The organism is Nocardia sp. NPDC051990 (assembly GCF_040680755.1).
Taxonomy (GTDB): domain Bacteria; phylum Actinomycetota; class Actinomycetes; order Mycobacteriales; family Mycobacteriaceae; genus Nocardia.
In genome coordinates this window covers 39,090-64,292 of record NZ_JBFAXH010000029.1, presented here as the reverse complement: position 1 = coordinate 64,292, position 25,203 = coordinate 39,090, and the positions used below count along the sequence as shown (strand labels likewise).

Genomic DNA, 25,203 nt, shown 5'->3' with positions numbered 1-25,203 from the left:
ACCGCGCCCGCACGAACCTCGACCGCCACCCCAACTACATCCTCGCCGCCTACATGGCTTCGGGTACATGACAACTCAGCGCCCGCTCATGCCGAATACCATGCGGTGGTTCGTAGCCACCGAGGCTGCCCCCGACCGAGTCCAAGGATCGGCTCTACGGCTGTGGCATGAACAACGTGGAACACCAGACGCCTGCCGGACGTGCTGGTGTCGAGGGCTTCATGCAGGGAGCGGAAGCCAATGCGGCGCTCGCGCGGTCCGGTCACTATCGCGATCAGGTCCTGCACGGACCGGCCGAGTCGGTCCACCGACGGCGCCACCAAGGTGTCACCCTGCCGAAGGCAGTCCACGCAGCGCCACAACTCCCTGCACTCGACGTTTTTGCCGGACTTCTTGTCCGCGAACACCTTCTGGCACCCGGCATCCTGCAGGGCACGGATCTGGCGGTCGAGCTTCAACACTCGGCCGGAGCCGACGAGGGCGCGCCCATGTGAAACGGGCGCCGACAATTCTCCGATATGGCATGCGTATTTCAATGTCCGCGCGGTTGATGAAGGAAGTGGGGTCGTCAGGTGGCAAGCGAAGGGATGCAACAACTTCAACGTTGGAGAGACAGGGTCGCCGAACAAGTAGATTCACTCGATACTGTGAATGCGCCCTCCGCTTCAGAATACGTGGGATCTCTAATAGACGCTCTTGTAGAATCGATTCAATCTGACCCTCCAAAAAAAGGATCTCCCGCAAATCCCCTAGTGCTCGATATTCTGTGCGCGCTTCTTCAAATATCCGTTCAGTGCGCGGAAGATGATGAAGTAAGTATCGATACGGTGCGGACTGCAACTGCGGAGAAGATGTCGGAATCGGCTCGAGAGGCAGAAACTTGGCTTCGTAACGGCCCCCTTCCTGCCGAAGAGGCAGAGAATAGGGTTGAGCGGATCAAGTCGAATATCGAGGCGATTAAGAAATTGCTGTCGGAGAAGATCGAGGCAGAAAACTTACTTCCTCGACATGGCGCGATGCTCGGTTACCCTGGTGAAAACGTAGGCTCCAAGGTGATTTGGACCCAGTTGTGCACATTCGAAGACGAGGAGCACCAGCGCTACTCGACAGCGTATGAGCGATTGAAGCGTCGGGCGGACCGTGACCTGTTGATGTATGTATTTGATGAACTCGACGTGTTCATGAGGATAGTTATTGACGCTCTGACTGATGTTAAGGAAGGGAGATTCAAATGGGGAAACCCCGATGCTGTCGATGAGTTTGTCCGACGGATCAGATCCGGTACGGTGACGCTGACCAGCGCCTTTCATGTGCATCAGACGCAGACCTACTGGCTGATCCAAGACAAATTTGGAAAAGATTCAGAAGAATATGAGCGGGCGACGAAAGTATTCCACGAACTCTACGACAGCTGCTTTGGGTATAAATGGCTCCTTCAGCTTCGTCACGTGATGCTCCATATTAGCATTGAAGCAGCCGCCGTCACTGTGAAAGCTAGTGTTCACCACGATCCAATAATTGAGGTAAACATGGATCGTGAATGGATGAAGGAATCGTCAGGCGTGATGGGTAAGCGATATAATCGCGAGCCATTGCTTGCGATGACCAGCAATCCCAGCATCATTAATATGGCAAAAGAGGCGATGCCTGCTTTGGCCGAAATTCAAGAGCAGCTCGATGACATTTTGTATCCAGAAACTGCGGATGATGCTGCGGTTGTGCGTGAGCTGACCGGCCGATTCGATGGACGTAGCGGGCTGTATGCGCTGCAGACCGGACGAGGCTTCACGCGTAGAGTCCCCATTCCGCCGCACCGACTACTGTCTGCGAAAGTGCTGGCCTTCGCTGAGCAGTACCAGTGTAGCTCCGACTCTTGAGGGTGGTGTGTGGCGCACCGCGAGACATATCTTGCAGTGCGCCTTCCTCGGGCCGCCTGATCTCGAAAACGCGCTGGCGATACCTGCGTGAGCCTACTTCTTCCCAGACGCCAATCTGCTACGGAATTCGACCCATCAGCGTCCCATACCTGCACGTCAAACGCCCTGTTCGGGACTGGACTCGCGTTCCGGTACCGAATAACCTTTGCACGCGAATCATCGACCATCCCGCTGACGGCAGCCAAAGGGCCACGCCGCCGACTACAATAAAGGCCGGCTATGGCAGGCACCTTCGGACCATCGCTTCGCGCTTGGGCGGGAAATTGGTGGGGTTGTCCGGAGTGCATCTAGGCGCGCTTCTGCTTGCAACTGGGGCAAAGGTATGTGCTCCGAATACGGTTTCCGGGTTTCGCTGACCATTCGTGTCCGCAGCTGGCGCATTGCCACCAAAATCTTGTGTGTGTGCTCGCGTTGATGGTCGCGGGGGTCGCCGCCCCGTTTCTGTCTGGGTGCCACTGCGCGGCAAGGTCGGGATGTAGCTCGGCGAGGGAGTTCCCTTCGCGAACGGCACACCTTGCGGCACTCATAGCGCGGGAGGCGCACCGCTTGCAGCCGAATCCTTTTTTAGCTCGGGTCCAGACCATCGCTTGCCACTCGTTGCCGCATGTTGAACACAGCCAGTAGACACGATGAGCACTGCCTTCGCCGATCGTGGCTGGGTCGATGTCGACGTTCTTCGTGGGGTGCCACTCTTTCAGCAGGTGGGGATGAGTAGCGGCCAGAGAATCCTCAGCCGAGGACTGCATTCGTCGGCGCGCCACGATCTTGGAGGAACATTTGCGGCACCCAGAACCCTTGGACACCCTGATGCCGGGGCTGCGCTTCCACTCGTTTCCGCACTGGTCGCAGAGCCACCAGACCGGTTTCGACGACCGGGGAGTTACATCCGTCGGAAGTCGGTCGGTGTTTTTCGTGGGGTGCCACTGCCGCGCTAAGTCGGGACGCAGGTCGGCTAGTGACCGGCCCGGCTCGGGGGTGACTATTTCTGCGATTCGTCGCTTTGCCGCGCAGGGGCGGCAGCCTGCGCGGCGTGGATCCTTTGTCTGCCACTCGTGTCCGCAGTCGCCGCAAAGCCACCAGATCGCGACATTTGTGACTCGGGGATTCAGGTCGAACAGCGAGAGCTCGCCGTTCTTGGTCGGATGGAACTTGGCAACCAGATCAGGACGAAGGTCACCTAGCGACCTGCCCGGCCTGCGGAGCTTTCGCCTGGCACAGACGGGGCATCCGCTACCGTCGCTGGTTCGGTGTTTGGGGGTAGTTCGCCATTCGTGGTCGCACACTTCGCATTGCCACCAAACAGCGACTTTTGAGGCAGGGTTGGTAAACGCGGGATCAGCGGATCCATTCTTTGTCGGGTGCCACTGAGTTGCGACAGCTGGATGTAGCGCCGAGAGGCTGCCTTCGTGATGCCGTGTTATGCACGCGTCTGCTTCGGCTACTGCCCACAGTTCCGGAACTTCACAGTAGCGTTCGCTATGCGCCGGTTGATAGCCCAGTTCCACCAACTTTTCAAGAACCGCGACAGCCATTTTCTTGGTCGACGCACCGGCGGCGACTACGACATCTGAAGGGTTGATCATGGTGAGCGGGTGGTGGCGGATGCGAACGACGGTCCAGCCGGCACCGATCAGAGCCTGTGACTGTTTGGTGTCCTTCCGAATTGCATCGGGCAGGTGATGGTAGTAACTACCGTCGTACTCGACGATCAGTCGGTAGTCAGGCATCACGATGTCGGCTCTCACCGGGACTCGACCTACAACCGGAATCGGCGGGTGATCGTGGTCGACCGGGCAGCCCGCCGCCTGGAGCTCGTACGCTAGTCGGATCTCCTGCTCGGAGGTGCCCCACAGTGTGCATTTGGGGCAGCTCGTCGGTCCAGCGTTGCGCCGGTAAAGGATCGGTGCCTGCCAGATGTGCCCTTGGGCTGGACATTTCCACCACGCCATGAACTTGCTGGCGTGCTTGAAGTCCTGTGGTGTGCGATCTCCGTTCTTCGTCGGGTGCCACTGAGCTGCAACTTCAGGGAAGCGCTCGCCGAATGACTGCCCCGGCTTGGGGAGATCTCGGCACTCGGGGCAGCCAGTCTTGTCCTTACCGGTCCTCGTATATACGCGCGCTTGCCACTCGTGACCTCGGTCCGGACACCGCCACCAAACCAATCGGTCGCTGCCAGGTTTGAGTCCTTCTGGCCGCACGCCGCCGTTCCTTTCCACGCACCACTGCGCGGCAATATCCGGGTGCAACTCCACGAAGCTATGGCCCGGTTTTGGCTTGTCGCGCAGGGCAATTCGCACCTTATAGCTGCACGGCTTGCACCCGCTGCCCTGCACAGCGCGGCTCGCAATGGTGGCCTGCCACTCGTGGCCGCAAACGCGACACTGCCACCACACTTTTGTTCCAGATCCGGGCTTGAACAGGGACGGCGAAGTGCCGCCGTTCTTGCTTGAGTGCCACTCGGCGACGAGATCTGGGTGCAGGTCGGCCAGCGACTGGCCCGCCTCGGGCAGATTGCGTCGACGGCGACTGCACTTTGGGCAGCCAGAGCGTTTGCCGCTCGTGCGGTTTCCAACTGCCGTCTGCCACTCATGCCCGCAATCAGGGTCAGAACACAGCCACCACGCCTTGGTGGCGCTCGCCTGCGACACCTCGTCGGGCTGAAGCTCGCCGTTCTTTGTAGGGTGCCATTCGGCAGCAACCTGCGGGTGCCGTTCGGCCAGAGATTCGCCGGGATACGGCGTGCGCAGAATGTCACCAGCTCGCTTGTACGAACAAGACGGGCAGCCGCTGAACGGTGGCGCGGCTCGGACCTTCGGGGCCATTCGCCATTCATTGCCGCAGCTAGAGCACAGCCACCAGACCTTTGTATGCGAACCGGCAGCAAGGTCAACGGCGCGGAGGGAGCCATTCCGGGTCGGATGCCACTCGGCGGCGACATCCGAGCATCTCTCTGCCAGCGACTGACCCGGTTTCGGCGATCCGCGCCCCAATGCCCTCCCGAGATCCCAACTGCACGTTTAGGTTACCTCACAGCCACCGTGCACTGGCCTGACGAGAAGCCACTTCGATGCCTGCCAGAACCCGGGCCTTATCGATAGCCGTTGGCGACTACCTGCTGTCGGTGAGGGTGCTTGCGACGAAGGAGAACCTCCATGTCCAGAGCATCGCCGTCGGCGATCGCGCCACGGAACAGGTGCTCGTATTTCAGAGTGCCGAAGAACCGCTCGATCACCCCATTTGTCTGAGGTGACCGGACCCGGGTGCGGACCGTCGCAGTGACGGGTCCGGTCCAGCGAATGCGGTCTTGAACACCTCGCCGCCGAAGCAGGGGCCGTTGTCCGAGACCACCGCGATCGGCGCCGATGCCATGCCGAGCACTCTCCGGCCGGACCGATAACCTCGGCCATTCCACGGTCTGTACGTAAATCGTCCAGCCCGAGCACCTGCTCGGCCTCGGTGACCGCGAGCCGCAGGCAGGCCAGCGCATCGGCGCCGCGGGCCGTCGGGGTCACGGTGATGGCCAGGCACTATTAAGTCGAGTAGTCGATCACCGCGCAGATCCGCCAGATGCCACCACCGCTGGTTTCGAATTCGCTGACACTTCCACTTACCGACCGACGCCGTACTCGCGCCCCGCCGCCGGCCGCCTCGGCGGCGCTCATCTCACCGGCCAGCACCGACAACACCACTCGCACCTTGTCCTCGACCGGAATCTTCAACCGCCGCGTCTTGGCCACCGCGCGTCTCCTTCCTGATCTTGTGCTCGGAGCGTAAACCGAGCACCCTGCCAAGAAGTTTGACTCGCTAGACGAGCGGTCTATCGAACATAAGTTCGAATCGCAGTATTCTTGATGGATGACCGCCCGCCTGATCTACATGGTCGATGGCAAAGTCGTGCCGCCCGATCGTCTCGTGCGCACCCCTGCTGGGTGGATTGAGCCCGCGCCTGTACGTTGCCCGCGAGGCCACATTCTTCGACGTGGCCGGATGACTGTGGGGTGGATGCCTTGCCGGAGCACGGGCCGGACCGGGCACCGTACTCATCGATGCGAATGCGGCGCGGTGGTGTACACACCTGACCGTGATGTCGAATGCACTTGCGCAAGAGGAACTGTGCAGTGGATGCCGCTACCGAAAAGCTGATCACCGTGGTCGTCGACGCGATTCCGCCCCGTGCCGATCTCACCGCGGACGAAGTACATCGCATCGTGTGCGCCGAGGGTATCCGGCCGCCATCGCGAGAGCAGGTCGAGCAGGTGCTCGAGGTGCTGCAGACTCCCCGACTTCGGTACATGCCAGGCGATGTCGGCTGGGCCGTGGCCCTGCGGCTGCGCGATCTGGAATACCTGGCCGATCCCGCGCGGGCCAGTGACCCACCGCTGCCCGAGGACAACGGACCTCGATAGATAGCCGCATGAAGGGGCCAGCGGCAAGATGCGTTCGGAGGTCAGAATGCCGTGGCTGGGTTCGAATCGGCGCTGGATGAGCGCGGCGAGGGTTGCGGCCGTGATGCGACCGACCGCCGCATTGCCCCGATCTGCCGCAGCTGGCACATTCCTGTCACCGGTTGGCAGGCTGTCGTTTGCGACCGTTGTGCCACGACGTTGCCAGTCGTGGGACCGCAGACAGCAGGTGATCTGCTGGGAGAACATGTTCCAGATCTGCCATGCGGACCGATCATGGCGATGGCGGCCAAACGTCCGGAAATGCCCGGCAAGTGCGGAAGTTCGTTTACGACTACTCGGCGGATGCTCCCCCGGACTCGTCCAGACCGCTTCCGCTGTATTCGACGCCTATGACACAGTTCTCACCGTGCCGTTGAATGGTCTGCCGGACTGGTTGCCGGCCTGGTGTGTGGACCAGTTAGGGGACGAGCCGGTCAGCGTGCTGTTCAAGGTGCGGCGGATGTCGGCGGTGTTCGGGCTGCGGCTGGCCGGTGGGTGCGATGTCGTGGTGAAAGCGCGGGAGGATGGCGGCCGCGTCGCGTCGTGTGTCACCGCGCAGGCCCGGTTGGCGGAGCGGGGGTGTCCGTGCGCCCGACCGCTCACACCTGCGGTCGGCGTCGGCGCTCTGGCCGTACACGCCGAGGAGTACTGGCCCGGCGGTGAACTGCTGCCCGGCGACTCACCCGACGTTGCCGTGCGCTACGCGGCGGTGTTCGCCCGGTTGATGGCTGAACTGGCCGTGGTGACCGTCGCGCCGCCGCTGCCGAATCCGCGCTGGGTGCGTTGGGACCACACGGATTCGGGAGTGTGGCCAAGGATCAAGGAGCTCGACGACCGAGGCCAAGGCGCCGTGCCCGCGCACGTCATCGACACGGCCGACCGGGTGCGCAAGCGGCTGCTGGCCGCCGACCTGCCGTGCGTGCTGGGCCACGCCGACTTCGAAGCGCAGAACCTCCGCTGGCGTGACGGGGACGTGTGGGTCGTCCACGACTGGGACAGTCTGGCGTGGCAGCCGGAGGCGGCACTGGTGGGTGCGGCGTGCGGGGCGTTCGCCAGCGCGTCACCGCCGAACCTGGCACCGATCGAGAGCTCCGCCGCGTTCCTGGTTGCTTATCAGGATCTGCGGGGGTGCCGGTTCACCGCGGAGGAGCAGGAGATCGCGTGGGCGGCCAGCCTGTGGCCGGCGGCGCACAACGCACGCTGGGAGGCGGTGCACGGTGACACCCCGGTGTGCTGTGACGCCGTCCGCGCACAGGCAGCCGAACGCCTCCAGCGAGCCAACGCCTAGCCCCAGCGCCCAATCGGTATTGGTCAGTTTTGACCATAGCTACAGCAAGTGAGCACAAATTGTCCGCGCGGCCAGCACGGTGTTCGCTGCGCGTGCGGTGTTCTGCAGCACCCATAGTGCGTATCCGCGCGAGAGCCCAGTGGACAGAAGTCCTGCGTCGCTGACCTGGACGAGGTTGCGCCGGCCCGGCGTGCGTGGGGCACTCCGGCGAGGTGATGCCATCAGGTGGACTCGCGTAACTCGGCATGGCAGTGGGCGGGCGTATTTGGACGGTGATCCCGGTGGTTCGCGCGAAGGCTGGCATGGCTGTCTCCTGTCAAGAGTTGTGGGGAAGATCGACGAGGTAGGAGATTTCGGTGATGCTGAATCATTTTGTGAGGGTGGCTATTCGGGTTGCCACACCTGTTCGCCACTGGTGCCGGTGGTGACGCGGCCGAGTTGGACGTCGGCGAAATGAATTCCGAAGCCGAGGGTGTCGGGTTGGGTGAGTTGGTCGATCAGTCGACGAGTGGTGGCTGTGGATTCGGCGGGGTTGTCATCGACGGCGGCGCTCAGTTCGGGGTGGGTGATCTGAAGTGGGGTTTGCATGGCGTCGCCGAACACGATCAACTGGTGGCCGGGCGAGGTGATGTCGTAGGCGAGGTGGCCGGAGCTGTGTCCGGGGGTGGCGAGGGCGCGCACGCCTGGGAAGATCTCTTCGCCGTCGGCGACGGTGCGGACTTGGGCGGTGAATACGTCGAGCATTTCTGGGCTTATCCCATCGGTGACGGCGAAGTCGCGGTTGTCCCATTCGGTATCCCCGACCAAGACCGGGATATCGGCGAACGGGCTGGCGGCAGCCGCGGGAGTGGATTGCCAGAGCCAGCCGATATGGTCGAGATGCAGATGCGTGAGAGCGATCAGTTCGATGTCGGCCAGGGCTTTGCCCGCGGCGGCGAGGCTGGTGAGTAGCTGCCCGCCGCGCATCAGCCCGAAGGGGGTGGGCACGGCCAGTGGTCCGAAGCCAGCGTCGATCAGCATGGTCCGGTTGCCGTACTCGATCAGCATCGCGCCGATACTGGCGACCAAGAATCCGTCGGGGTTGATCAGATGTGCGTACTCGCCCAAGAGTCGGTCATCAGAGCCGGGCAGCCAGACTCGAGGATCGAGCAGCGCGACCCCGTCGGGTAGGTAGGTGATGCGGTGATCACCGCACTGGTAGCGGTGGGTTGCCGCGGGGCGGGTGAAGTGGTCCAGGCTCACGGTCATGGTGGAGGCTCCTGTCGTACGAATGTGGGACGGGCGCGGGAGGCGGTGCGAGGCACCGAGTCGAGCGCAGCCCGTACGGGTGCGCGGACGGCTCTGGTCACGGCGGCCCGATGGCCGTGTCATGGCGCGAACGGGCAGGTTGTGGTGGTCGCCAGGTGCTGGATGGCGACCACGGTGGTGCCGATGCTTGATGGATGCATGTCGCCTCGCTGTGAAAATTATTGGTAGACAGCGGCTATTGATCGCTAAGGGTCGGGTCCGGCATCCGGGCACGCATCGATGGCGGCGGAAAAGTCACTGCTGTGGGCCTCGACTATGGCGTCCCATTGGTGAGCGATGCCGGGTATCGCGACGGTGAAAGCGGCCATGCCGGCGAGCTGTCGGGTGTCCTGGGCAACCCGTTGGGTGTTTCGACGTCCGGTCGGCGGACGGGTTGGGGTGAGAAGTAGTTCGTCGGTCCAGGGACGGCCGGATTGCCCGGCCGCGCGTACTTGGTCGACCCAGTGGGAGGGCATACCGTTTGCGCGGGCACGGATCTCGGTCACGTCCCGATCACGGCCGACCTCGGTGATGTGTTCGAGCAACTGGGTGTTCTCCGGTGAGCCCGGCATGGACTCCGGTTTCGCCTGACGCAGCCGAACGCCGCGTGCGGCCAGGTGGTGGATCTGGTGCAGGAGCGTGGCCTGCTCGGGCGGGATATCACGGATCCGCAGTGGCGAGTTCGGGCCGTTCACAGCTCGGCCTCCTGCCACACCGAGGGCACGACAGGTGCATCACTCAGTACGGGGTCGCTGCTCCAGGGTTCGGTGCCCACTGAGTCGCTGAATGTCGGTGGCTCCATACCTGTTTGGGTATCGACGCTGTAGGTGAAGTCCGCGGCATCGATCGCGGCGTCGATGTCCGCGCCGGACGTGGCCGTTGACGGGAACAGCGGCGTCGGAGGCGTGAGCGCGGCACTGATCGCGGGCTCCAACTGGTCGTTGGAGGGCAGTGCCACCACGGTAGCTATCGCGATCCCGGCCTCGGCCAGCCTGGTGGCCAGAGCCGCCGACTGGTTCAGTAGCCAGTTCAGCACTTGCACCTGTGTGCGTGTCGGCGTGATCACAACCCCAGCCCTTCCGCCGCACCATTTGCGAAGGCTCGGAAGTCGGGCCCGAATCCCAAGTGCTCGACCGCGGTTTTCGCACCCGGGGCGCCGAACCACGCGGCCGGGATCGGTTCGGCGGGCAATCCTGGGATATCCACGTGCTGGTCGAGGGTGCAGCGGTGCAGGGGGCCGTTGGCGGCGTCGAGGATGTAGCGCATGTGGGGGTCGACGTGGCGCACGAACAGCCCGCTCATGGCGGACTTGTCCTCGGCATGCAGCGCTGCTTCGAAGACACTATGGAGCCCGGCGAAGCGGACCGCGACTGCCTGGTGTCGCCACCACTGCCGACACCAACTGTATTGGCCTTCACGGTTGGAGCCGGTGATCCGCACAGCGGTCACCGGCAGCAACCAGTTCTGCACGAACAGGCTGTAATGGGCGAACCGCGGCGGCGGTCCCTTCGCCTGTTGCTTGTCGCTCTCGGGTCCGGAACCAGGTGAGTTGTTCGCGGAGGCAAACCAACCGGCGGGGACGGGTTCGAACGGCGGTGACGGTGTGGGCAGGTGGGTGTTGCGGGTGCAGCGGTGCAGCGGGCCGTTGGCGGCGTCGAGGATGTAGCGCATATGGGGGTCGACGTGTGAGAGCAGGAACGTGCTGAGGCTGTTGCCGGTCCGGGCGCGGCGTTGGGCCTCGAATGCGCTGTGCAGGTGCGCGAATCGGACGGCAACGCTGCGGTGGGCCCACCACTTGCCGCACCAGGTGTAGGTATTCTCCCGGGCCGCTTCGGCCAACCGGACGTTGATCGTGGGCAGCAGCCACCGTTCGGTGAACTCGGCGAAATGCCGGTATGCCGGCGGCATCGGCGCCTTCTTGCCCGACGTGGTCGGCGCGCTCATGACCGCTCACCTTCGTCTGCCCGATCGTCGTCGGCGACCTCTGTGGTCCCGATGATCGGGTGGGCGGCTTTCTCGAAGCGCTCCAAAGATTTCCGGATCAGGGGTGCGTATTCGGTGTCGGACCACCAGATCTTGCGCACGACTACCGGTCCGTGGTTCGGGAGTCGAACCAGGGCACGGTCTTTGGGCAGTGCGGCCAACAGTGCGACGTCGAGGATGGGTTCGGGGCGCCAGGTCAGGGTGCGGTTGACTCCCCCGGCGCCGTGGCTACGGGATCGGTCGGCGACATCGTGGGGGCCGGTCATCGCCGACCAGTGTTCGAGGTAGTCGACCGCGGCGATCCCGCCGCCGTAGACCTCGATGGATTGGGCGCGCATCGTTTTGAGACCGTTTGCGCCCCACAGGTCTTCGCCTTGTTCGAGGACCTGCAGGATCGTGATGAGGATGATCCCGCAGCCACCGGCGTAGGTGTAATAGGACGGCAGCTCTGAGATGCGGGCGCAGTTGGCGGCCTCGTCGAGCACCCCCAGCAGCGGCACCGCCAGCCGCCCATCCGGGCGCGCCCGCGCCGCTTCGAGTCCGGCCTCGAGGATCTGGCCGACCAACGCCGAGGTCAACGGCGTGGCTCCGTCGGGACCGGCCATGGACAGCGCATACAACGTGTCCGTGGAGGTGACGAATTCGGCGGGTTTGAATTCCCGCAGGTTGTGGGTCGGGTCCTGTTCGGTCTTGTCGATGACGACGTGGGTTTTGCGGCTCTTCTTATCGGTTTCCTCCCGCACCGCCAGCAGCTGACGTCGTGGTGGGGTGACCATGCGCGCGTAGCCTTCGTCGGACAGGACGTTCAAATACCTTCTGGCCATGTCGAATAGGCCGTCGCGTTGGCGGGCGTAGAGGGCTTGGGATTCGAGGATGCGTTCGGCAGGCCGCTGGTGGCCGTAGTGGCGCAGGATCAACACTGGAGTTTGGTCCTGGTCTCTGCCCAGCCATTTGGCCACGTGCAGCAAGTCCCCGCCCGCGCACGCCGCGGCATAGAGATACAGGCTCAATAGTTCTTGGGCGCCACCGTCGAAATAGGAATCGACCCGGGCGTTCGCGGCCTGCGCTGCTGACCCGGAGGCGGCCGAGACGAAGAACCCCGCCAACTTGCGGGCGGCGGGCAAGTTCGTGACCTGAGTGAGCAGGTCGACCCAGAACCCGCACTCGATCGTGCCGGTGACCGCTTGCAGATCACACAGCCATATCCGGCCGCACTGTTCGCGCCCGTAGGCGGTGTGCCGGTAGAGGTCGGGTTTGTTCGAGGTGGCCAGGCACGGGCCCCACGCCGCCAAGACGGCGGGGATCGCCCAGGCCATCGTCTTGCCGGTGCGGGTGCCCGCCGCGATCGTCACCCCGAGCTCGGCGGGCACGAACAACTCCACACCACCGATCACCGTCTTGCCCAGTGGCGGGCCTTTGCTGGCTTGAATCTCCGGGGTGGCGTCGCGCAGCAGCCGCTGGTTGGCGACCGCGTTATCGCAGGCACGGGCCAACCGAATCGCGGCCGGGCGTTGCATCGTCCGTGCGGCCGCGTCGATCTCGCTGCGGGCGCTTGATGCCCGCAAGCCCGCGATCACCACCGCGGCTCCTGCGGCGGTGAAGACGACGGCCAGCACGCTGGCCTGCCATGGCCAGCGGTGCTGGCCAGCAACAACTTCCAGCAGCGCGGTCACCGGATGACCAGTGACGGGCAGTCCGGCCCACCAACTGCCCAGGCTCAACGCAGCCCACAACACCAGCGCGAAGGCCACCAACACCAGGAACACCAGCAGCAGCGTGGTTTCCTCACCCAGACCGCGTTTGGTGCGGCGACGGGTCTCTCGTGTCGAGATCATGGTCAAGGTCCTCCAAATGGGTGTAAAGGATTGGAGTGAAACGGCTTTCAAAGCACCAAGTCGGCATCCACGCCATGGAGGCGGTGAATGGTCGCGGGGTTTTCGTCGAAGTCGTCGGCCGTGGGCCACTCGGCGAAGTCTGTGCCGGGCAGAGCGGCGGCTGTGGCGTCATCGATGGCCGCGCCGCCGCCCCGGTCGTTGTTCGGGAGCCCGTCACGGGGGTTGGCGAACCCCTCGGCCTCGCTGTCGTAGACGGCGAGGTTATGTTCCGGCTGTGTGTTGGGCTCGAGCTGCGCGTCGCCGGTATGTTCGTGCCGGTAGGTGCCGTCGCGTCCTGCCCGGTAGGCGGCTTCGATATCAGCGGGCGGCGCACCCGCGTCGGCGGCGTCGCAGCGGGCGGTACGGGCCGCCGCGAGCAGCGATTCCAAGCGTGCGATGTAGGTCTGGTCCTGCTCTGGTGAGCCATCCCAATGCTCGGACAGCCAGGCGTGTTTGGCGGTGAGATCCTGTAGCCGGCGCAAGGCGGCACGCTGGCGGGCGGCGCGTTCGTCAGCGCCGGTATCGAGGTCGCCGAGTTCTTCCTCGGCCGCCAGCAGCTCATCGGTTTCCGCGATGATCGCGTCGACCTCGGCCAACGTGCGCAGTTCCGGCCCGCGGCCACCGAGCGCTCGCTCGAGCAGATCACTGCGCTCGACGTCTCGTCCAGCGGAGTCCTCCGGGGGCCGCCAGCGCGCGCCGTCTTGATCGGAGCCGGTGATGGTGGTTTCGATATGGCCGGTGACTTCGGCGGCTTGGCGCAGGTTGCGCCACACCAGAGCATCGACACCGAGTTGGCCGGCGGATTTGGCTTGGTCGATGCGGGTGTAGGCGGCGCGGGTGGCTTCCGGGCGAAGCTCCCACCCTGAGACCGCGGCTTGTAGTTGTTCCCACTGTCTGCGGTGCTCGATGGATGAGTGGCGGCCCCACCGGGCGGCCAAATCATCGGCCTGGGTGGTGAATTCTTGCTTCTGCCCAGGTGTTTCGGCGAACGGCGCGACCAGCCGCAGTTGGTAGTAGCGGGTGAAATCGGCCCGGATCCGGGCTTCGGTTCGGTCGGACGCGTCGTGGTAATAGGCCGGATCGGTGGCTGCGTGTCGTGGTTCGGGCCAGCTCATCGCGCAGACCATTCGGATGTGGTGGACATCGTCGACCTCCGGTGAGGGAAGGGCGTGTGCCGCGAACCGGTTATCGGCGGTGCGGCGGTGTTCGGATATCCCCTGGCAGTGCGGTTTCAGCGATCCGGTCAGTACCCGTGACCGGTGCGTCGACGAAAAGCGTGTGATGCGAGTGCCTCTGATGGATCAGTCGGCGTCAAGTGTTCATGGCAATGGTCGGCTAGTAGGGGGCAGTGCCCAGGTCGATCGGGCGGTGCGGATTCGTAATCTGGTCGGTGTGGTCGGGTTCGCTGTCCCAGCTGTAGGCGCCTTCGGGTAGGGCGGCGTCGATGGCCTCGCTGATGGCGGTGGGCTCGGTGACGGCGGTGGGCTCGGCGTCGCGACCGAATTCGCTGACGGGGCTGTTGATGGCCGCATCGACGAATTCCGCGCGCAACGACGCGGTCGCGGCGGCGATCATCTGTTGCGGTGTCGGTGGGATAACCTGCGCGCCAGCGATGGGGATGCCGGTATCGAGGTCGGTAGGAACATAGGGCGGAATCGCTTGGTCGGTGCGGACGGTTGCGTAGGAGTTCCATTCGTTGACTAACGTGAGTTCGTCATAGGTTGCGAGATTGACCGCGTGGTCTCGCCGGGTGCCTTCGGCAACCGGCCCCCACAGCTCGTCGGCTTCGGTGGAGGTGATCTGCGCGGCGTGCGCCAGAGCGGTGACTCGTTCGTGGTAGAGCTGCATGTTCTGTGCAAACTGTGTCGCCGCAATGGGATTGACGGCGAAGCTCCACCGTCCAGTAGCGACGCGGGCCGCGCGGGCCGCGGACAGACCGGCCATCCGTTCCAGATGCCACAGATCCAGCGACAGCATGTCGACATAGAAGTCCTGAGCGGCGTTGTCGCGTACCGGGTTCTGCCGCACCCCGGCATCCACGCGCGGGCGTGTGCTCTGGATGCCGAGTTCACGGGCGTCCTCGATCCAGGCCGGTTCGATCCCTGCGGTCAGCGCGGTCTGTTCAGCCTGCTCACGCTCGGCCTCGAGCCCATCCAAATGGGTTTGCCACGCCTGCTGTGGGTCGCCGTCGGCGGTGAGAGCCTCGAAGTTCTCCCACCCGGCGTCCTGGATGCGGGTATGTTCCGCCGAGAGCAGCCGGATGCGCAGCAGCAGTTGGGCTTGCCACTGGACCACCGTCCGCGGCGCCGAGAATTCCGATTCCGGGGTCGTCATCGTGTCCCCCGCCTTACAACTCGCGACCGGCTGACGAGCCGGGTTCGGGTGGGCGGGCATCGGGTTCGATGGGCGTGATCGGCGGAGGTGTCTTGGATGCGTTCGAGCAACCGCGGCTGCCAGCTCGGCAGATAGCCCAACCCCGGTATCGGTTCACTCATCTGTTTGTGCCTCTCTCGTGGAAATTCGGCCCTTTTCGGATCGCGCACGCAGCTGCCAGCGCAGGCTTCATGGCTCGTACCCGTGGTCGACGTCGGCGCTTGCAGTGGCGGGCTCTGGTTCGGTCGCGCTGTCGGCAAGCCCGAGGGCTGCGGGCGCATCGCCGGTCAGTCCGGCGGCCTGGATGGCGGCGTTGATCCCGGCGGCTTCGGGTGCACGGGCCGGGTCGGTGATCGGGGGTGAGGCACAGCCGCGGTCGGCGGCGGTGAGAGCGTCGACGACAAGTTCGACCATGTGGTCCGGGGAGGCGGGCATCTGCGCGGCGATATCGTCGTGGGCGATTCCGGCGGCTTGCAGCACGATCACCGGCATCGCAACAACCGTGAAGTCGCAGCCCACGACCTCATTCCACCGCGCCGCCAGCTGCTGAACGCTGTGATCGCGAACCTGCCCGGCCACCGCGGTCGACCAATGTTGGTCGCCGCGCTGCCACACCTGGTGGCGCTCTTCTTCACTCAGCGATAGCGCGTAAGCGACCGCGCCGAGGCGCTGCCACGTCATTCCCATGACTCGCCGAAACCGAGCCACAGCATCGCTGCCCATCTCGCCGTGGCCGGTGTGTGCGGCGGCGACACCGGCCATGTCCTGCAAGTGACGGACTTGCTGGCCCAGTGCCGCGGTGAGTGTGCTCCGCTGGACCTGTCCAGACCCGAGCATCACCTGCCCTGGCTGCCACCGGGTGCCGCGTTCCCCGGCGGCGCGGGCGTAGTCGATCCACGCCTTGGGCACTTCCACCGCCAGCCCCACGCCCTCGAGCTGTTCGCGAGACAGGTCGGTAATGCCCAAGTGCGCCACTACTTCCGGCGGCGGGCGGGTGTGACCAGCGTGGCGGGCGCGATGAAGGGTCTGATGGTTGTCGTAGGCGAGGTTCTGGACGCCTTTGAGTAGATGCGCCTGCAGAAGTGTCGGTGTGGCCACGTCACCAGCTCCCACCCTCAGCAGACGGCACCACTGTTGTCGCCGTTTTCGTGGTCACGGCTGCATCCCCAGATCAGGGACCGGCGACACGTGCGTCGCGGGCGGGTCTGCTTCGGGGCCGAAGTCGATGTCCTCAGCCAGGCCGTCGCTGGTGAGTCCGACGGTATCGGCCGCATCTGCTATCACTGCCCCCTGATCGGAGTCGGCATCCGGGTCGCCAGCCAGATCAGCGAACTCATGGGTGAGGTGGGTGGCGAAACTCAGTTCCTCCGTGAGCCCGACGATGTCCTCCATCGCCACCACCGATGACCTACTCTGCGGTTCCACCGTCACGTCGAGGTTGTCGAAGTCTTCGATGGTGTCGGCGTCGATGATGTCGGTGTAGTCGCTGCCGGTATCCTCGACGAAGCGCTCGGCGTAGGCGTCGAAGTCGTCTTCGAGTTGCTCGGACAACCCCTCAGCGCCCTTGGCTGCGGCGAACGCCGCAGCCGATGCCATCGCTTCGCCGGATTCTCCGTGCGAGGTCAGGGTCTCGCTGAAACCGGCTGAACGGCTCCGAATTTCGATGAGCAGCTGCTTGTATTCGACGTCGAGCTCGTGCAACTCGGCGGCGCGGGCCTCCCGGCTTGCGTAGGCGTCGACCTTCCACTCATGGATTTCAACGTTGTGTTCACGCTCGAGCTCGCCCGCTGCGTCGCGGCGGTCCAGGTCGGCATCAGCGCGTTCGGCTTGCCGTTCCTTGATCCACTGCTCCATCTCGTGCATCTCACCGCCGCGTTCGATGCGAGCACGGACTTCGTCGACCTTGGCGGTGTTCAGTTCCCGTGCTTGACGTGCTGAATCCACGGTGTCGATCACGCGCAGGCGGTGTTCGATGAACGAGCGCCGATCTTTGTCGTCGGCCAGACGCATCCGCTGCTCGGACTCCGCCCTCGACCGTGCGTGCCCGCCCTGTCCCCGCAACAGGGCAGCGGTCGTGTGCGCGGTCTGCAACGCTTGGACGAAACCCTGGCGCATCGCCTGACTGGATTCCTCGACCGGATCTCCGCTCATGACAGAACCTCCATTCCGGATAGCAACCAGGCCGATCCCGTCGTGGTGCGGGTGGCATGGGCATATACGGCCCACCTGATCGGCGGCTGGTTACGGGGTTCGAGTTCGACGGCAAGCACACGGCTGGCTGTTGTAGCGGTATCGGCCGGGTGGTCGTCGCTGGTCACGCGGGCCGATGCCGCGATGGTGGTGGCGTCATTGCGCCACTGCTGCCACTGCGTGGCGCTCACCGGTGCCCATACCAGTGCCGCGGGCTCGGCGCGCTGCGCGAACGCCGAATCCATCAGCAGGCGCGCCGCTCGAAACGCGACGCGCTGATCGGGATGCTCGCTCGGCCAATAACCGAACACGGTCGTCACTGCAGCGGCCAGGACGGACTCGGCCGAACACGGGTCAACCTCACCGAAGGGAGGCGCGAAATCAGCTGCACGGCAGTGTGGTTCATCGCTGAGTGTGGCGGTATTGGCGGCGCATCCTGCGGTCACGAGGGCGAGAGTGATCACTACGGTGAGGAATGTCGTGCGGGTCATGCCGACTCCCGGCGTGGGTGCAGCAGGCCGCCGAGGTCGCTGCTATCCCAGTCGACCGCTTCACGGTGCCGGCATTGTTCGGCGGGGTTGTGCACCGGATCGGTGACCACGTCCAGCACCAGGTCAGCGGTCGCGGCTACACGGTGCAGGTTCTCGAAGTCGACGCCGCGGCTGCGAGCCAGGATCAGGTGCAGAGTCGCGGCTTCGGCCCCCCACACAGATCTGGCTTGCCGGGCAAGCCAGATCGCTTGTCGCGCTGAGGCTTCCACAGCTGCCGCGCCATGGCGTAGCACGGTGTCGCGGGGAAACAGCTCATGCCAGATGACCTGTCCTTCGCCGCGGCAGACAGTGAAAGTGGTCATAGTGGCGGCCGACCACAGCGTCAGCCGTGGCTCTCGCGCCGCCATCGCCACCAATCGTTGATGCACGCCGCACCGTGCCGCCTCGGCATGCCGCAGTTTTTCGTTGTCGATCCCGGCTTCGACCAGCAATGGGGTCAGATACCGCTCGAAGCTGCACGTGTCGGTGAACCCGTGTCCGGCCGCCACGCGATCGAACTGGCACGTGCTGCTGAACGCGTGCGACTCGAGCACGCGAACACGCACAACCACTTCCGGTGTGACGCCCCGTTGCGGGCCTGCGGGGTTTGGCGAGATTTTCATGTTCGACCTCCCGGGGTGGTGTCGGGGGTTGGTGTGGTGGGGCTGTAGCGACGTACGTCCATGTGTTCGCCCTGCCATGCGCTGAGCGGGGTGAGTGTGACGTTTTGCCCGGCCTGGGGTGCATGCAGCAGGAGGTCGCGTCCTTGCTCGTCGCGGCCGTAGTAGATGCCGACATGATGGGAATCCGTATAGCCCGGGGCGGTGAAGAAGATCAGATCCCCCGGTGCCCGATCGGCGAAGGGCACCGGCTGCGCGGTCGGATGGTCTTGTTGGGCTTGGGTGTAGTGCGGCAGCCGGATCCGGCCGGCGGAGGCGTGGTAGATCGCGTAGAGCGTCAGCCCGGAGCAGTCGAACCCGCCACCCGTCGGGCCAGTTGTGTCGCCGCCGCCCCAGACGTACGGGGTACCGATCCAGCGTGCGGCGTGCTCGATCACCGCCCGCCCGAACGCACTCGCCTCCGCCGGCACTGGTGCACCGGAGCCCGTCCCACATCCCACCGCGGGTGACCCGGCCGCGGTCCGGGGCATCGAGGCGAGGTCGATATCGGCGAACAACGAATACAATCGCCGCGCCAACTCCAGTTGCGCCCCATAGGCGTTCGGTGCCGACTGTTCGATGGCCTGCGCGAGTTCGGCCGAGGACATCCGCTCGGCCGCGGAGCCCAATTGTTGGGCGTGGTTGTAGAACCAGTTGATCTGATACACCGGGTCCATGAGCGCGGCCATGCCGACCGATCCCCAGATGCTTGCGCGCATCTGGTGCGGGCCGACAGAGTCGTGGTCGTACCCGAACCCGTCGTTGGCGTAGTTCAACGACTCCGGCACCGACGGGTTGGCCAGATTTCGAAACGTGCTCTCGGTTGCCTGGGCCGCCAACTCGGCGATGATCACCGACTCGCCCATCCCGCGTTGTTTGCCGATCGCCACGCCGTTGCGCGCCAACTGCAACTGCCGCTCCGACAGCCCGGCCACCGACTGACCGGTCGTGCCCCCAACTCCTGCTGCGCCCCCCGCTGAGAGCGGGGTTATGCAGGTCAGCGCCGGGTCGGTACCGATGATCACCAGCAACAGCAGCAGCGCCACCGGCAAACCCAGTGCGGTCGCGGCTACCGCTCGCGAGGAGGTATCCATAAAGGTTCTCGACACTCCTTGCGTCCGTGGTCATTACGACCTGCGCAAACCATGGGGTTGTCTCGTCGGTTTTGCGGTCCGTGGTCCATCCATCAGCCATCACCTGCTCGCCTCCCCCACCCCGGGCAGGTCATCGAAGCGCCGGTTCGTGTTGTGCACATCCGCGGCACGCTCGCTCGGTGTGAACTCCAAACGGAACGGAATCCCCGGCTCGTTGGCCTCGCCGGTCTTCAGCAAGAAACAGCCGGTGCCGGGCGGAGTTTCGCGACGCGTGGGATCCAGGTCGTCGTCGCTAGGTGGGCGCGGCGCGGCCCACGAGGTGACGAGTAGTTTCTCGGTGTCGGTGAGTCCGACCGCATTTCGGATCCGGTCGGTCTCCTCTGGCCCCACCGGCCCGATCAGCTTCGCGCGCGCTCGCTCGAAGAACCCCAGCGCTTTCGCTTGCGCGGCTGGTGAATCGAACGCGGCGAGGTCTTTGATGGTGTGGGAGCACATGATCAAGCCGGTACCGAGGACGCGGTTCAACCGTGTGAGGGCGTCGACGCGATCGACCATGAACTCCCCCACTCCGAGCACCCGCCAGATCTCGTCCATGACGACCTCGAACGTGCGCGGCGGCGCGAGCGCCGCATCGGCGAGCGCGTGCGCGGCAGCAACTGCGCCGAATCCCTCGCTCCAGCAGACCATCAGAACCGCCGCCAGCAGCTTGGTGTCGCCTTCAGGGATGCGGGAGACATCCACGCACACCGCGGGGCTGGCCAAGTTCAAACGGGTGGTGGTGGGTCCGTTGAAGATCGCGCCGAAGGGGCCCTCAACCAGTGCACGCAGCGAGCGGCGCAGGGTTTTGGTGCTGGCGCGATAGGCGGCGTCGTCGTCTTCTTCGGCGAACTGGCGTAATTGTTCCCCGCCGCCGGCGATGACTTCGAGCAGGTTCGACAGCAGCGGCGGGTGTTCATAGGTGAATCCGCTGGTGGGGCTGTAGAGTTCGCGCAGTCCGGCGGCGAGCAGGACTTCCTCGTAGTCGGCCACCCGGGATCCGCGCACCAGTTCGATGAGCCCGGCGATGATGTTGACCTGTCCGGCTTCGACGCGGGCGGTGACTTGGCGGCGTTGGTCGTGGTCGGTGAGCTGCTCGACAACCGCGCCGAGCGCGCCGACATCGAGGGGGTTTATGGTCCCGTGCCCGTACCCGACATCGACCACTTGACCACCGAGGCGTTCGACGAGGTCGCGGTAGTCGGGTTTGGTGTCGCCCATACACAGCACCACTTCGCCAGACGCCACCGCGCCGGTCACCATCCGCCGGATCAGGCTGGATTTGCCGAAACCATTGAGGCCGAGCACGAACGCGATCGGGGCGGTGATGAACCCTTTGAGAAACCACGACATCGGGTCGAAATGCACGGGGGCGCCGGTGATGTAGTGCGCCCCGATAGGTGTGCCGACGGTGGGGGCGCTGGCACCGACACTGAACGGCCACAACCCCGCGACTTGCACGGTGGTCGCGCGCCATTCCGGTGTGCTGGGCACCACCGAGGCGCGTCCGCCGCCGAGCCCGCGATATCCGCGGTCGGTCAGCGGCAGTGGCGATCGGTCGAAGCCGTCGCCGACCACATCCTCCACACGACGAGCGGCGGTCATCCGGCGATGATCATCGCTCGATATCGCCAGCCGTGCCCGCCAACCGAGCAGACCGGGCTTAGCGGCGGCCGCCTCGGTCGCGGCGCGCGCCCGCGGCGTGAGCACCCGCACACCAGCGACCGTTTCGGTGCGCGTTGGCCGAGAAGACTTGGGACTGTGCGCGTTCATGCCGACACCCGCTTGGAGATGGAGGTGTGCTCAGGCAGGATCAACCCGATCCCCAAGCTCGCGGCGAAGGCGGCGGCTTGGGTTCCGTAGCAGCGGCGCACCCCCAGCCGGGACGCGGCGGCCATCCCTTTGACCGAGGCTTCGATCCCGGGCAGGTCCCCGTCGAGGTGATCGGTGACGGTCACCAACGCCCCGAACCGGGTCAATCCCGCGCCGCGTGCTTGCTCCTCACGGGAGGCTTGGGTGTTGGCAACCCGGATACGCGCCGACGCCGAGGCGATGCCGCGTTCGGTCTGCTCAGCCGCGACCGCGTCACGGAAATCGGAATCGACCAGCGTGGTGGCCTCGGCCGCCGAATGCAACCGGTAGACGATCGCCACGCGCTTGCGGGGCACATCCGCGCGCGGACGCAGCAACTCCTCGAGCACGGTTTCCATGACCGCGCCGCGCGGTGCGGCGTCCATTTCCCAAGTGATCGAGCGGGCACCGTCGTGGACATAGTGATCCCAGCGGTCCTGGTGGGCGATCGGCCCGACCGAGTCCCACGACTGCGTGCCGGTGATGTCGGGACCCGCGGCTTCGACGTCTCGTTGGGCGGCAAGGTCGTAGCGGGCGCGCACCAGCCCGAACACTTCCCATGCCTGCAGCGGCGTCGCCGGCAAACCCGCGCGGGCGAGCTGGGACAACACGCCCTGTAGGCGGTTACCGATCTCGCGGGCCTGCTCGGCCTCGTCGCGGCGGATGCGGCCCTTGCCGATGGCACGGTAGGTGATCGCAACACGAGCTTCGATGCGCACACCGACCCCGCCAATATCGGCGGCGGCCTCCCGCATCACCGCTTGGGCGTAAGCAGGGGCATCAGGGCGGACCAGGCGGGCGACTTCCCGGGCTTGCTTGAGGCGGGTTTCGACCACGTTCTCGAGTACCGAGGTCACCGCGACGACTTCCCCGCCGCGGCTCTGGGTGGCCAGGAACTGGCCATATCCCTCGACCCACGCGTCGATCTGGGCTTGATCGACCAACTCTTTGCCGCGCGGGATCACCCGCAGCACCACCGTGTAGTGGTCGCTGCGGCGGATGTGGAGCATGGCGAACCGCTTCCCGCCCGCGGTTTCATACTCCGACAGCCGCGAATCAGCCAGCAGCCCAGGCAGTTTCGCGATGCCGGGGATCTTGGAGAAGCGACCTGCCTGATAGACGTGTTCACCGCGGGCGCGGGCGGCGGCGAACTGCACCCGCAACAGCGCGATTTCCCAGCCGGTGCGGCCACTGCGAGTGATGGCCAAGGGCGTGAACACCAGCGCGGCAGCCACGATAAGACCGGCGGCCACCGACAGCGATCGAGTGATCATGAACCCGACCATCACCATGACGACCAGCGCCAACCCGAGCATCGACACACCCCAGGTCAGACCGAAGAACCCGGCCGAACGGGGGCGTTCCCAACGGCCGTACATCCGAGTAGTCACCGCCGGACCTCCCCCGGCCCCAACGCATCCGGATCCAACGCACCCTCTGTCGCGTCACGCGTCTGGCTATCGATCGCCGAAACCCCCCGCTGCGCGATGTCTGCGGCCATCTGAGCACCCATCACCAGCGCGCCGGCCACACCTGAACCAGCAGCACCCTGCCCGCCACCACTAACCGCGCCGGTCGCTGCGGGGGTGCTCGACGACCGTGTGGCTCCGGCACCGGTGGACCGCGCACCGCCACCACCCTTCGTGCCGCTCAAGCCGCCGCCGGGACTCGCCGGACCCGACGTAGCAGAACCGCCGTCGCCGCCTCCACCGGACATAGGACGACCCCCGCCACCGCCACCGGAACCACCGCCAGGTGTCGACGAACCGTTGGATGCCCTTCCACCGCCGGGCGCGTTCTCTCCCTCACTGACCTTGCGGCCGCCCGATCGATCGCCCAGCGACGCCATCGCCACGCCGGCAGCACCGCCAGCCAACACAGCCGTCGCGCCGCCACCACTTCCGAGTATCCCTACCGCAGGTGCGACCAACCGGATCAGCGCGGGCAGCACCACCACGCTCATGACCAGCAAGATCAGCCCCAGCAGTACCAGCTGTGGATCCTTTTGGTCGCGTCCTGCCACGGTGAACGCGATCGCGTAGACCAACGACCCGACCGGCTTCCACAGCACGTACGCCAGTGACCAACTCAGCAGACGTTTGTATGCCTGGGATCCTGGGCCTGTCCCGGAAGCAGCTGCCGCGATGGGGATGGCGGCGACGACCAGGATGAGCAGGGCTTGCCGCAGTACCAGCATCACCAGCTGAATCAGCATGCTGATGATCCCGAGCAGGAACAGCACCAGTAGGACACCGGTGCCCAACCCGGACTGATGCTCGAGATCGAATTGGGCCAGTGCGGCGACGATGTTGTGTGCATCGCCACGGGATGCATCGAAGAGCACCCATTCGGCGAATCCGTCACCGGCCCGGGTTCCGGCGGTGATGATGGCAGCGACGGCCATCGAGGCGAAAACGGCTCGGGCCAGCATCAGGAAGCTTTCCTGTGCTTCGCCCGCAACCCCACCGCGCTTGGCCAGCGCGAGCCGTGCCGCGGCGAAAATGATTCCGCAGGTCAGTAGCAGCACCTGCAGGCCGTTGGTGTATTCGCGGATCCCGGACAGCGCCGGTCCAGGTCCTCCTTGGTTGTCTGTCAATTGCGGTGACGGCAGCGCCGTCCACCAGGTCATGACGAATCGCAGCAGATCGCCGAAGCCCTCCCCGAATGTGGTTGTCATGTCGTCGAGAACGGAGCTGGCAGCGTCCGTGGCGGCTTGTCCGAGTTGTTCGCATGCTTGTTGGGGACCTAACGGCATATCGCAGACGTTGGGTACGGGCAGCTGCGCCCGCCAGGGCATCGAAGCATCGACCAGTACATCGGCGAGGACGGTTCCGGTCATGACACGGCCTTCCATGATCCGAACTCAGTCAGGGTGAACGTGGACGTGCCTGGTCTCCAGAGGCTTTCGATGTTGTCGGGAACGCGGACGCGCCAGTCACCGTCGATCCAGGCCATCGGCCAGGTCGAGATCGTGTAGCCGAGTTTGTCGCGGTTGGCGAATTGCACGATCGCGAGGTCATCTCGATAACCGGGCTGGACTCGGACCCCGTCAGGGACAACGACGTAGCGGGCGGCTTCGCCGGTGCGCTCGCGCGAACGGGCGAAGCGATCCAGCAACGCTTGACCACCGCCGTAATAGCGTTCGCGCACAACCTGCTGCCATACGCCCTCCGGGGCGGCGAGCGCGCGGGCGAGCGCATCGGCCGCGGCCAGCGCCGCACCTTGGGGTGTGTGGGCGAATCCGGTCGCGATCCCCTCCTGGATGCGGGCCGGACCGTCGCTGCCTGAGACTGGTAATGCCGCTCCTCCCCAGCCGCGCTGCCACTGCATCCGTGCGGGCGCGGTGGTCAGGTAGTCCGGGCGGGTGGGGTCGCGTCGTGCGCTTGTGTCTTGTGCAAGGGCGACACCGGCTTCATTACCAGGCATCTCCAGGCGGTTGCCGAACGGGTCGGTGCTCGGCGGTAGCAGCGATTCGATCGGCGGCACGTCAGGAAAAGTTCGCTCGGTCGGAGCTGTGGTGCTGGCGGGATCGGCGGGGACATCATGGTCGCCGGTGTCATTGGTGATCGTCAGCACGAATGCGGCGATCACGACGGCGGTGATTCCGGAGAGCAAGATGATCAGCAGGCGATGGGATGTCATGATCTCGTGGGCCT

At 65.0% G+C, this 25,203-nt stretch carries 23 protein-coding genes; 3 read left to right on the top strand and 20 right to left on the bottom strand.

Features of this window, described 5'->3' with window-relative positions:
* Nucleotides 1–86: 86 nt before the first annotated feature.
* Nucleotides 87–407 carry a recombinase family protein gene (locus tag AB0L63_RS31600; RefSeq protein ID WP_364508466.1) on the bottom strand — a complete coding sequence of 107 codons (321 nt, stop codon included), beginning with the start codon at nucleotides 405–407 and terminating at the stop codon, nucleotides 87–89.
* Between the two features lie 165 nt (nucleotides 408–572).
* Between AB0L63_RS31600 and AB0L63_RS31595 the strand changes: the two genes are divergently transcribed.
* Nucleotides 573–1,877, top strand: coding sequence for a hypothetical protein (locus AB0L63_RS31595; protein WP_364508453.1), 1,305 nt, complete (start codon nucleotides 573–575; stop codon nucleotides 1,875–1,877).
* A gap of 347 nt (nucleotides 1,878–2,224) precedes the next feature.
* Here the strand turns inward: AB0L63_RS31595 and AB0L63_RS31590 are convergent, their stop codons facing one another.
* The 3 genes from AB0L63_RS31590 to AB0L63_RS31580 all read right to left on the bottom strand — a co-directional run bounded on the left by AB0L63_RS31590 (nucleotide 2,225) and on the right by AB0L63_RS31580 (nucleotide 5,674).
* On the bottom strand, nucleotides 2,225–4,927 hold the full coding sequence (locus AB0L63_RS31590; protein WP_364508451.1) for a zinc-ribbon domain-containing protein: 2,703 nt from the start codon (nucleotides 4,925–4,927) through the stop codon (nucleotides 2,225–2,227).
* A gap of 98 nt (nucleotides 4,928–5,025) precedes the next feature.
* Nucleotides 5,026–5,424, bottom strand: a complete 399-nt coding sequence (locus tag AB0L63_RS31585) for an integrase core domain-containing protein (RefSeq protein WP_364508449.1) — start codon at nucleotides 5,422–5,424, stop codon at nucleotides 5,026–5,028.
* 43 nt (nucleotides 5,425–5,467) lie between these two features.
* On the bottom strand, nucleotides 5,468–5,674 hold the full coding sequence (locus AB0L63_RS31580; RefSeq protein ID WP_364508446.1) for a hypothetical protein: 207 nt from the start codon (nucleotides 5,672–5,674) through the stop codon (nucleotides 5,468–5,470).
* A 381-nt stretch (nucleotides 5,675–6,055) separates the two neighbouring features.
* Between AB0L63_RS31580 and AB0L63_RS31575 the strand changes: the two genes are divergently transcribed.
* Both AB0L63_RS31575 and AB0L63_RS31570 read left to right on the top strand, forming a co-directional pair.
* Nucleotides 6,056–6,343, top strand: a complete 288-nt coding sequence (locus AB0L63_RS31575; protein ID WP_364508443.1) for a hypothetical protein — start codon at nucleotides 6,056–6,058, stop codon at nucleotides 6,341–6,343.
* Between the two features lie 406 nt (nucleotides 6,344–6,749).
* Nucleotides 6,750–7,670, top strand: coding sequence for a hypothetical protein (locus tag AB0L63_RS31570; RefSeq protein WP_364508440.1), 921 nt, complete (start codon nucleotides 6,750–6,752; stop codon nucleotides 7,668–7,670).
* A 384-nt stretch (nucleotides 7,671–8,054) separates the two neighbouring features.
* Here the strand turns inward: AB0L63_RS31570 and AB0L63_RS31565 are convergent, their stop codons facing one another.
* The 16 genes from AB0L63_RS31565 to AB0L63_RS31490 all read right to left on the bottom strand — a co-directional run bounded on the left by AB0L63_RS31565 (nucleotide 8,055) and on the right by AB0L63_RS31490 (nucleotide 25,189).
* A complete protein-coding gene (locus AB0L63_RS31565) occupies nucleotides 8,055–8,918 on the bottom strand; it encodes an MBL fold metallo-hydrolase (protein ID WP_364508438.1) in 864 nt (287 codons plus the stop codon).
* Between the two features lie 245 nt (nucleotides 8,919–9,163).
* Complete coding sequence (locus AB0L63_RS31560) at nucleotides 9,164–9,652, bottom strand: hypothetical protein (protein WP_364508435.1); 489 nt, start codon at nucleotides 9,650–9,652, stop codon at nucleotides 9,164–9,166.
* Nucleotides 9,649–10,023, bottom strand: a complete 375-nt coding sequence (locus AB0L63_RS31555) for a hypothetical protein (protein WP_364508432.1) — start codon at nucleotides 10,021–10,023, stop codon at nucleotides 9,649–9,651. The genes AB0L63_RS31560 and AB0L63_RS31555 overlap by 4 nt, the downstream gene beginning before the upstream one ends.
* On the bottom strand, nucleotides 10,020–10,901 hold the full coding sequence (locus AB0L63_RS31550) for a DUF4913 domain-containing protein (RefSeq protein WP_364508429.1): 882 nt from the start codon (nucleotides 10,899–10,901) through the stop codon (nucleotides 10,020–10,022). The genes AB0L63_RS31555 and AB0L63_RS31550 overlap by 4 nt, the downstream gene beginning before the upstream one ends.
* Nucleotides 10,898–12,775, bottom strand: a complete 1,878-nt coding sequence (locus tag AB0L63_RS31545; protein ID WP_364508427.1) for a TraM recognition domain-containing protein — start codon at nucleotides 12,773–12,775, stop codon at nucleotides 10,898–10,900. The genes AB0L63_RS31550 and AB0L63_RS31545 overlap by 4 nt, the downstream gene beginning before the upstream one ends.
* A gap of 47 nt (nucleotides 12,776–12,822) precedes the next feature.
* A complete protein-coding gene (locus AB0L63_RS31540) occupies nucleotides 12,823–13,929 on the bottom strand; it encodes a hypothetical protein (RefSeq protein ID WP_364508424.1) in 1,107 nt (368 codons plus the stop codon).
* 220 nt (nucleotides 13,930–14,149) lie between these two features.
* On the bottom strand, nucleotides 14,150–15,148 hold the full coding sequence (locus tag AB0L63_RS31535) for a hypothetical protein (protein WP_364508423.1): 999 nt from the start codon (nucleotides 15,146–15,148) through the stop codon (nucleotides 14,150–14,152).
* 228 nt (nucleotides 15,149–15,376) lie between these two features.
* On the bottom strand, nucleotides 15,377–16,285 hold the full coding sequence (locus tag AB0L63_RS31530; protein WP_364508420.1) for a hypothetical protein: 909 nt from the start codon (nucleotides 16,283–16,285) through the stop codon (nucleotides 15,377–15,379).
* 54 nt (nucleotides 16,286–16,339) lie between these two features.
* On the bottom strand, nucleotides 16,340–17,197 hold the full coding sequence (locus AB0L63_RS31525) for a hypothetical protein (RefSeq protein WP_364508417.1): 858 nt from the start codon (nucleotides 17,195–17,197) through the stop codon (nucleotides 16,340–16,342).
* A gap of 137 nt (nucleotides 17,198–17,334) precedes the next feature.
* Entirely contained in the window at nucleotides 17,335–17,868 is a 534-nt protein-coding gene (locus AB0L63_RS31520) for a hypothetical protein (protein ID WP_364508414.1), read from the bottom strand.
* Complete coding sequence (locus tag AB0L63_RS31515; RefSeq protein WP_364508411.1) at nucleotides 17,865–18,461, bottom strand: hypothetical protein; 597 nt, start codon at nucleotides 18,459–18,461, stop codon at nucleotides 17,865–17,867. The genes AB0L63_RS31520 and AB0L63_RS31515 overlap by 4 nt, the downstream gene beginning before the upstream one ends.
* A gap of 65 nt (nucleotides 18,462–18,526) precedes the next feature.
* Entirely contained in the window at nucleotides 18,527–19,660 is a 1,134-nt protein-coding gene (locus AB0L63_RS31510; RefSeq protein ID WP_364508408.1) for an NlpC/P60 family protein, read from the bottom strand.
* Between the two features lie 99 nt (nucleotides 19,661–19,759).
* The gene (locus AB0L63_RS31505; protein WP_364508405.1) at nucleotides 19,760–21,469 is read right to left on the bottom strand and encodes a hypothetical protein; all 1,710 of its coding nucleotides are present in this window, start codon (nucleotides 21,467–21,469) and stop codon (nucleotides 19,760–19,762) included.
* A complete protein-coding gene (locus AB0L63_RS31500; protein ID WP_364508402.1) occupies nucleotides 21,466–22,938 on the bottom strand; it encodes an SCO6880 family protein in 1,473 nt (490 codons plus the stop codon). Before AB0L63_RS31500 ends, AB0L63_RS31505 begins: the two co-directional genes overlap by 4 nt.
* Nucleotides 22,935–24,386: a hypothetical protein gene (locus tag AB0L63_RS31495; RefSeq protein ID WP_364508399.1), complete on the bottom strand. Its 1,452-nt coding sequence runs from the start codon at nucleotides 24,384–24,386 to the stop codon at nucleotides 22,935–22,937. The genes AB0L63_RS31500 and AB0L63_RS31495 overlap by 4 nt, the downstream gene beginning before the upstream one ends.
* The gene (locus tag AB0L63_RS31490) at nucleotides 24,383–25,189 is read right to left on the bottom strand and encodes a hypothetical protein (RefSeq protein WP_364508396.1); all 807 of its coding nucleotides are present in this window, start codon (nucleotides 25,187–25,189) and stop codon (nucleotides 24,383–24,385) included. The genes AB0L63_RS31495 and AB0L63_RS31490 overlap by 4 nt, the downstream gene beginning before the upstream one ends.
* Nucleotides 25,190–25,203: the final 14 nt, after the last annotated feature.

Excerpts from the sequence above, each read along its gene's own strand:
- AB0L63_RS31585 (WP_364508449.1), bottom strand. The coding sequence starts at position 5,424 with ATGCGCTGGCCTGCCTGCGGCTCGCGGTCACCGAGGCCGAGCAGGTGC.
- AB0L63_RS31565 (WP_364508438.1), bottom strand. The coding sequence starts at position 8,918 with ATGACCGTGAGCCTGGACCACTTCACCCGCCCCGCGGCAACCCACCGC.
- AB0L63_RS31550 (WP_364508429.1), bottom strand. The coding sequence starts at position 10,901 with ATGAGCGCGCCGACCACGTCGGGCAAGAAGGCGCCGATGCCGCCGGCA.
- AB0L63_RS31545 (WP_364508427.1), bottom strand. The coding sequence starts at position 12,775 with ATGATCTCGACACGAGAGACCCGTCGCCGCACCAAACGCGGTCTGGGT.
- AB0L63_RS31540 (WP_364508424.1), bottom strand. The coding sequence starts at position 13,929 with ATGAGCTGGCCCGAACCACGACACGCAGCCACCGATCCGGCCTATTAC.
- AB0L63_RS31535 (WP_364508423.1), bottom strand. The coding sequence starts at position 15,148 with ATGACGACCCCGGAATCGGAATTCTCGGCGCCGCGGACGGTGGTCCAG.
- AB0L63_RS31525 (WP_364508417.1), bottom strand. The coding sequence starts at position 17,197 with ATGCGTCTGGCCGACGACAAAGATCGGCGCTCGTTCATCGAACACCGC.
- AB0L63_RS31520 (WP_364508414.1), bottom strand. The coding sequence starts at position 17,868 with ATGACCCGCACGACATTCCTCACCGTAGTGATCACTCTCGCCCTCGTG.
- AB0L63_RS31510 (WP_364508408.1), bottom strand. The coding sequence starts at position 19,660 with ATGGATACCTCCTCGCGAGCGGTAGCCGCGACCGCACTGGGTTTGCCG.
- AB0L63_RS31505 (WP_364508405.1), bottom strand. The coding sequence starts at position 21,469 with ATGAACGCGCACAGTCCCAAGTCTTCTCGGCCAACGCGCACCGAAACG.
- AB0L63_RS31495 (WP_364508399.1), bottom strand. The coding sequence starts at position 24,386 with ATGACCGGAACCGTCCTCGCCGATGTACTGGTCGATGCTTCGATGCCC.
- AB0L63_RS31490 (WP_364508396.1), bottom strand. The coding sequence starts at position 25,189 with ATGACATCCCATCGCCTGCTGATCATCTTGCTCTCCGGAATCACCGCC.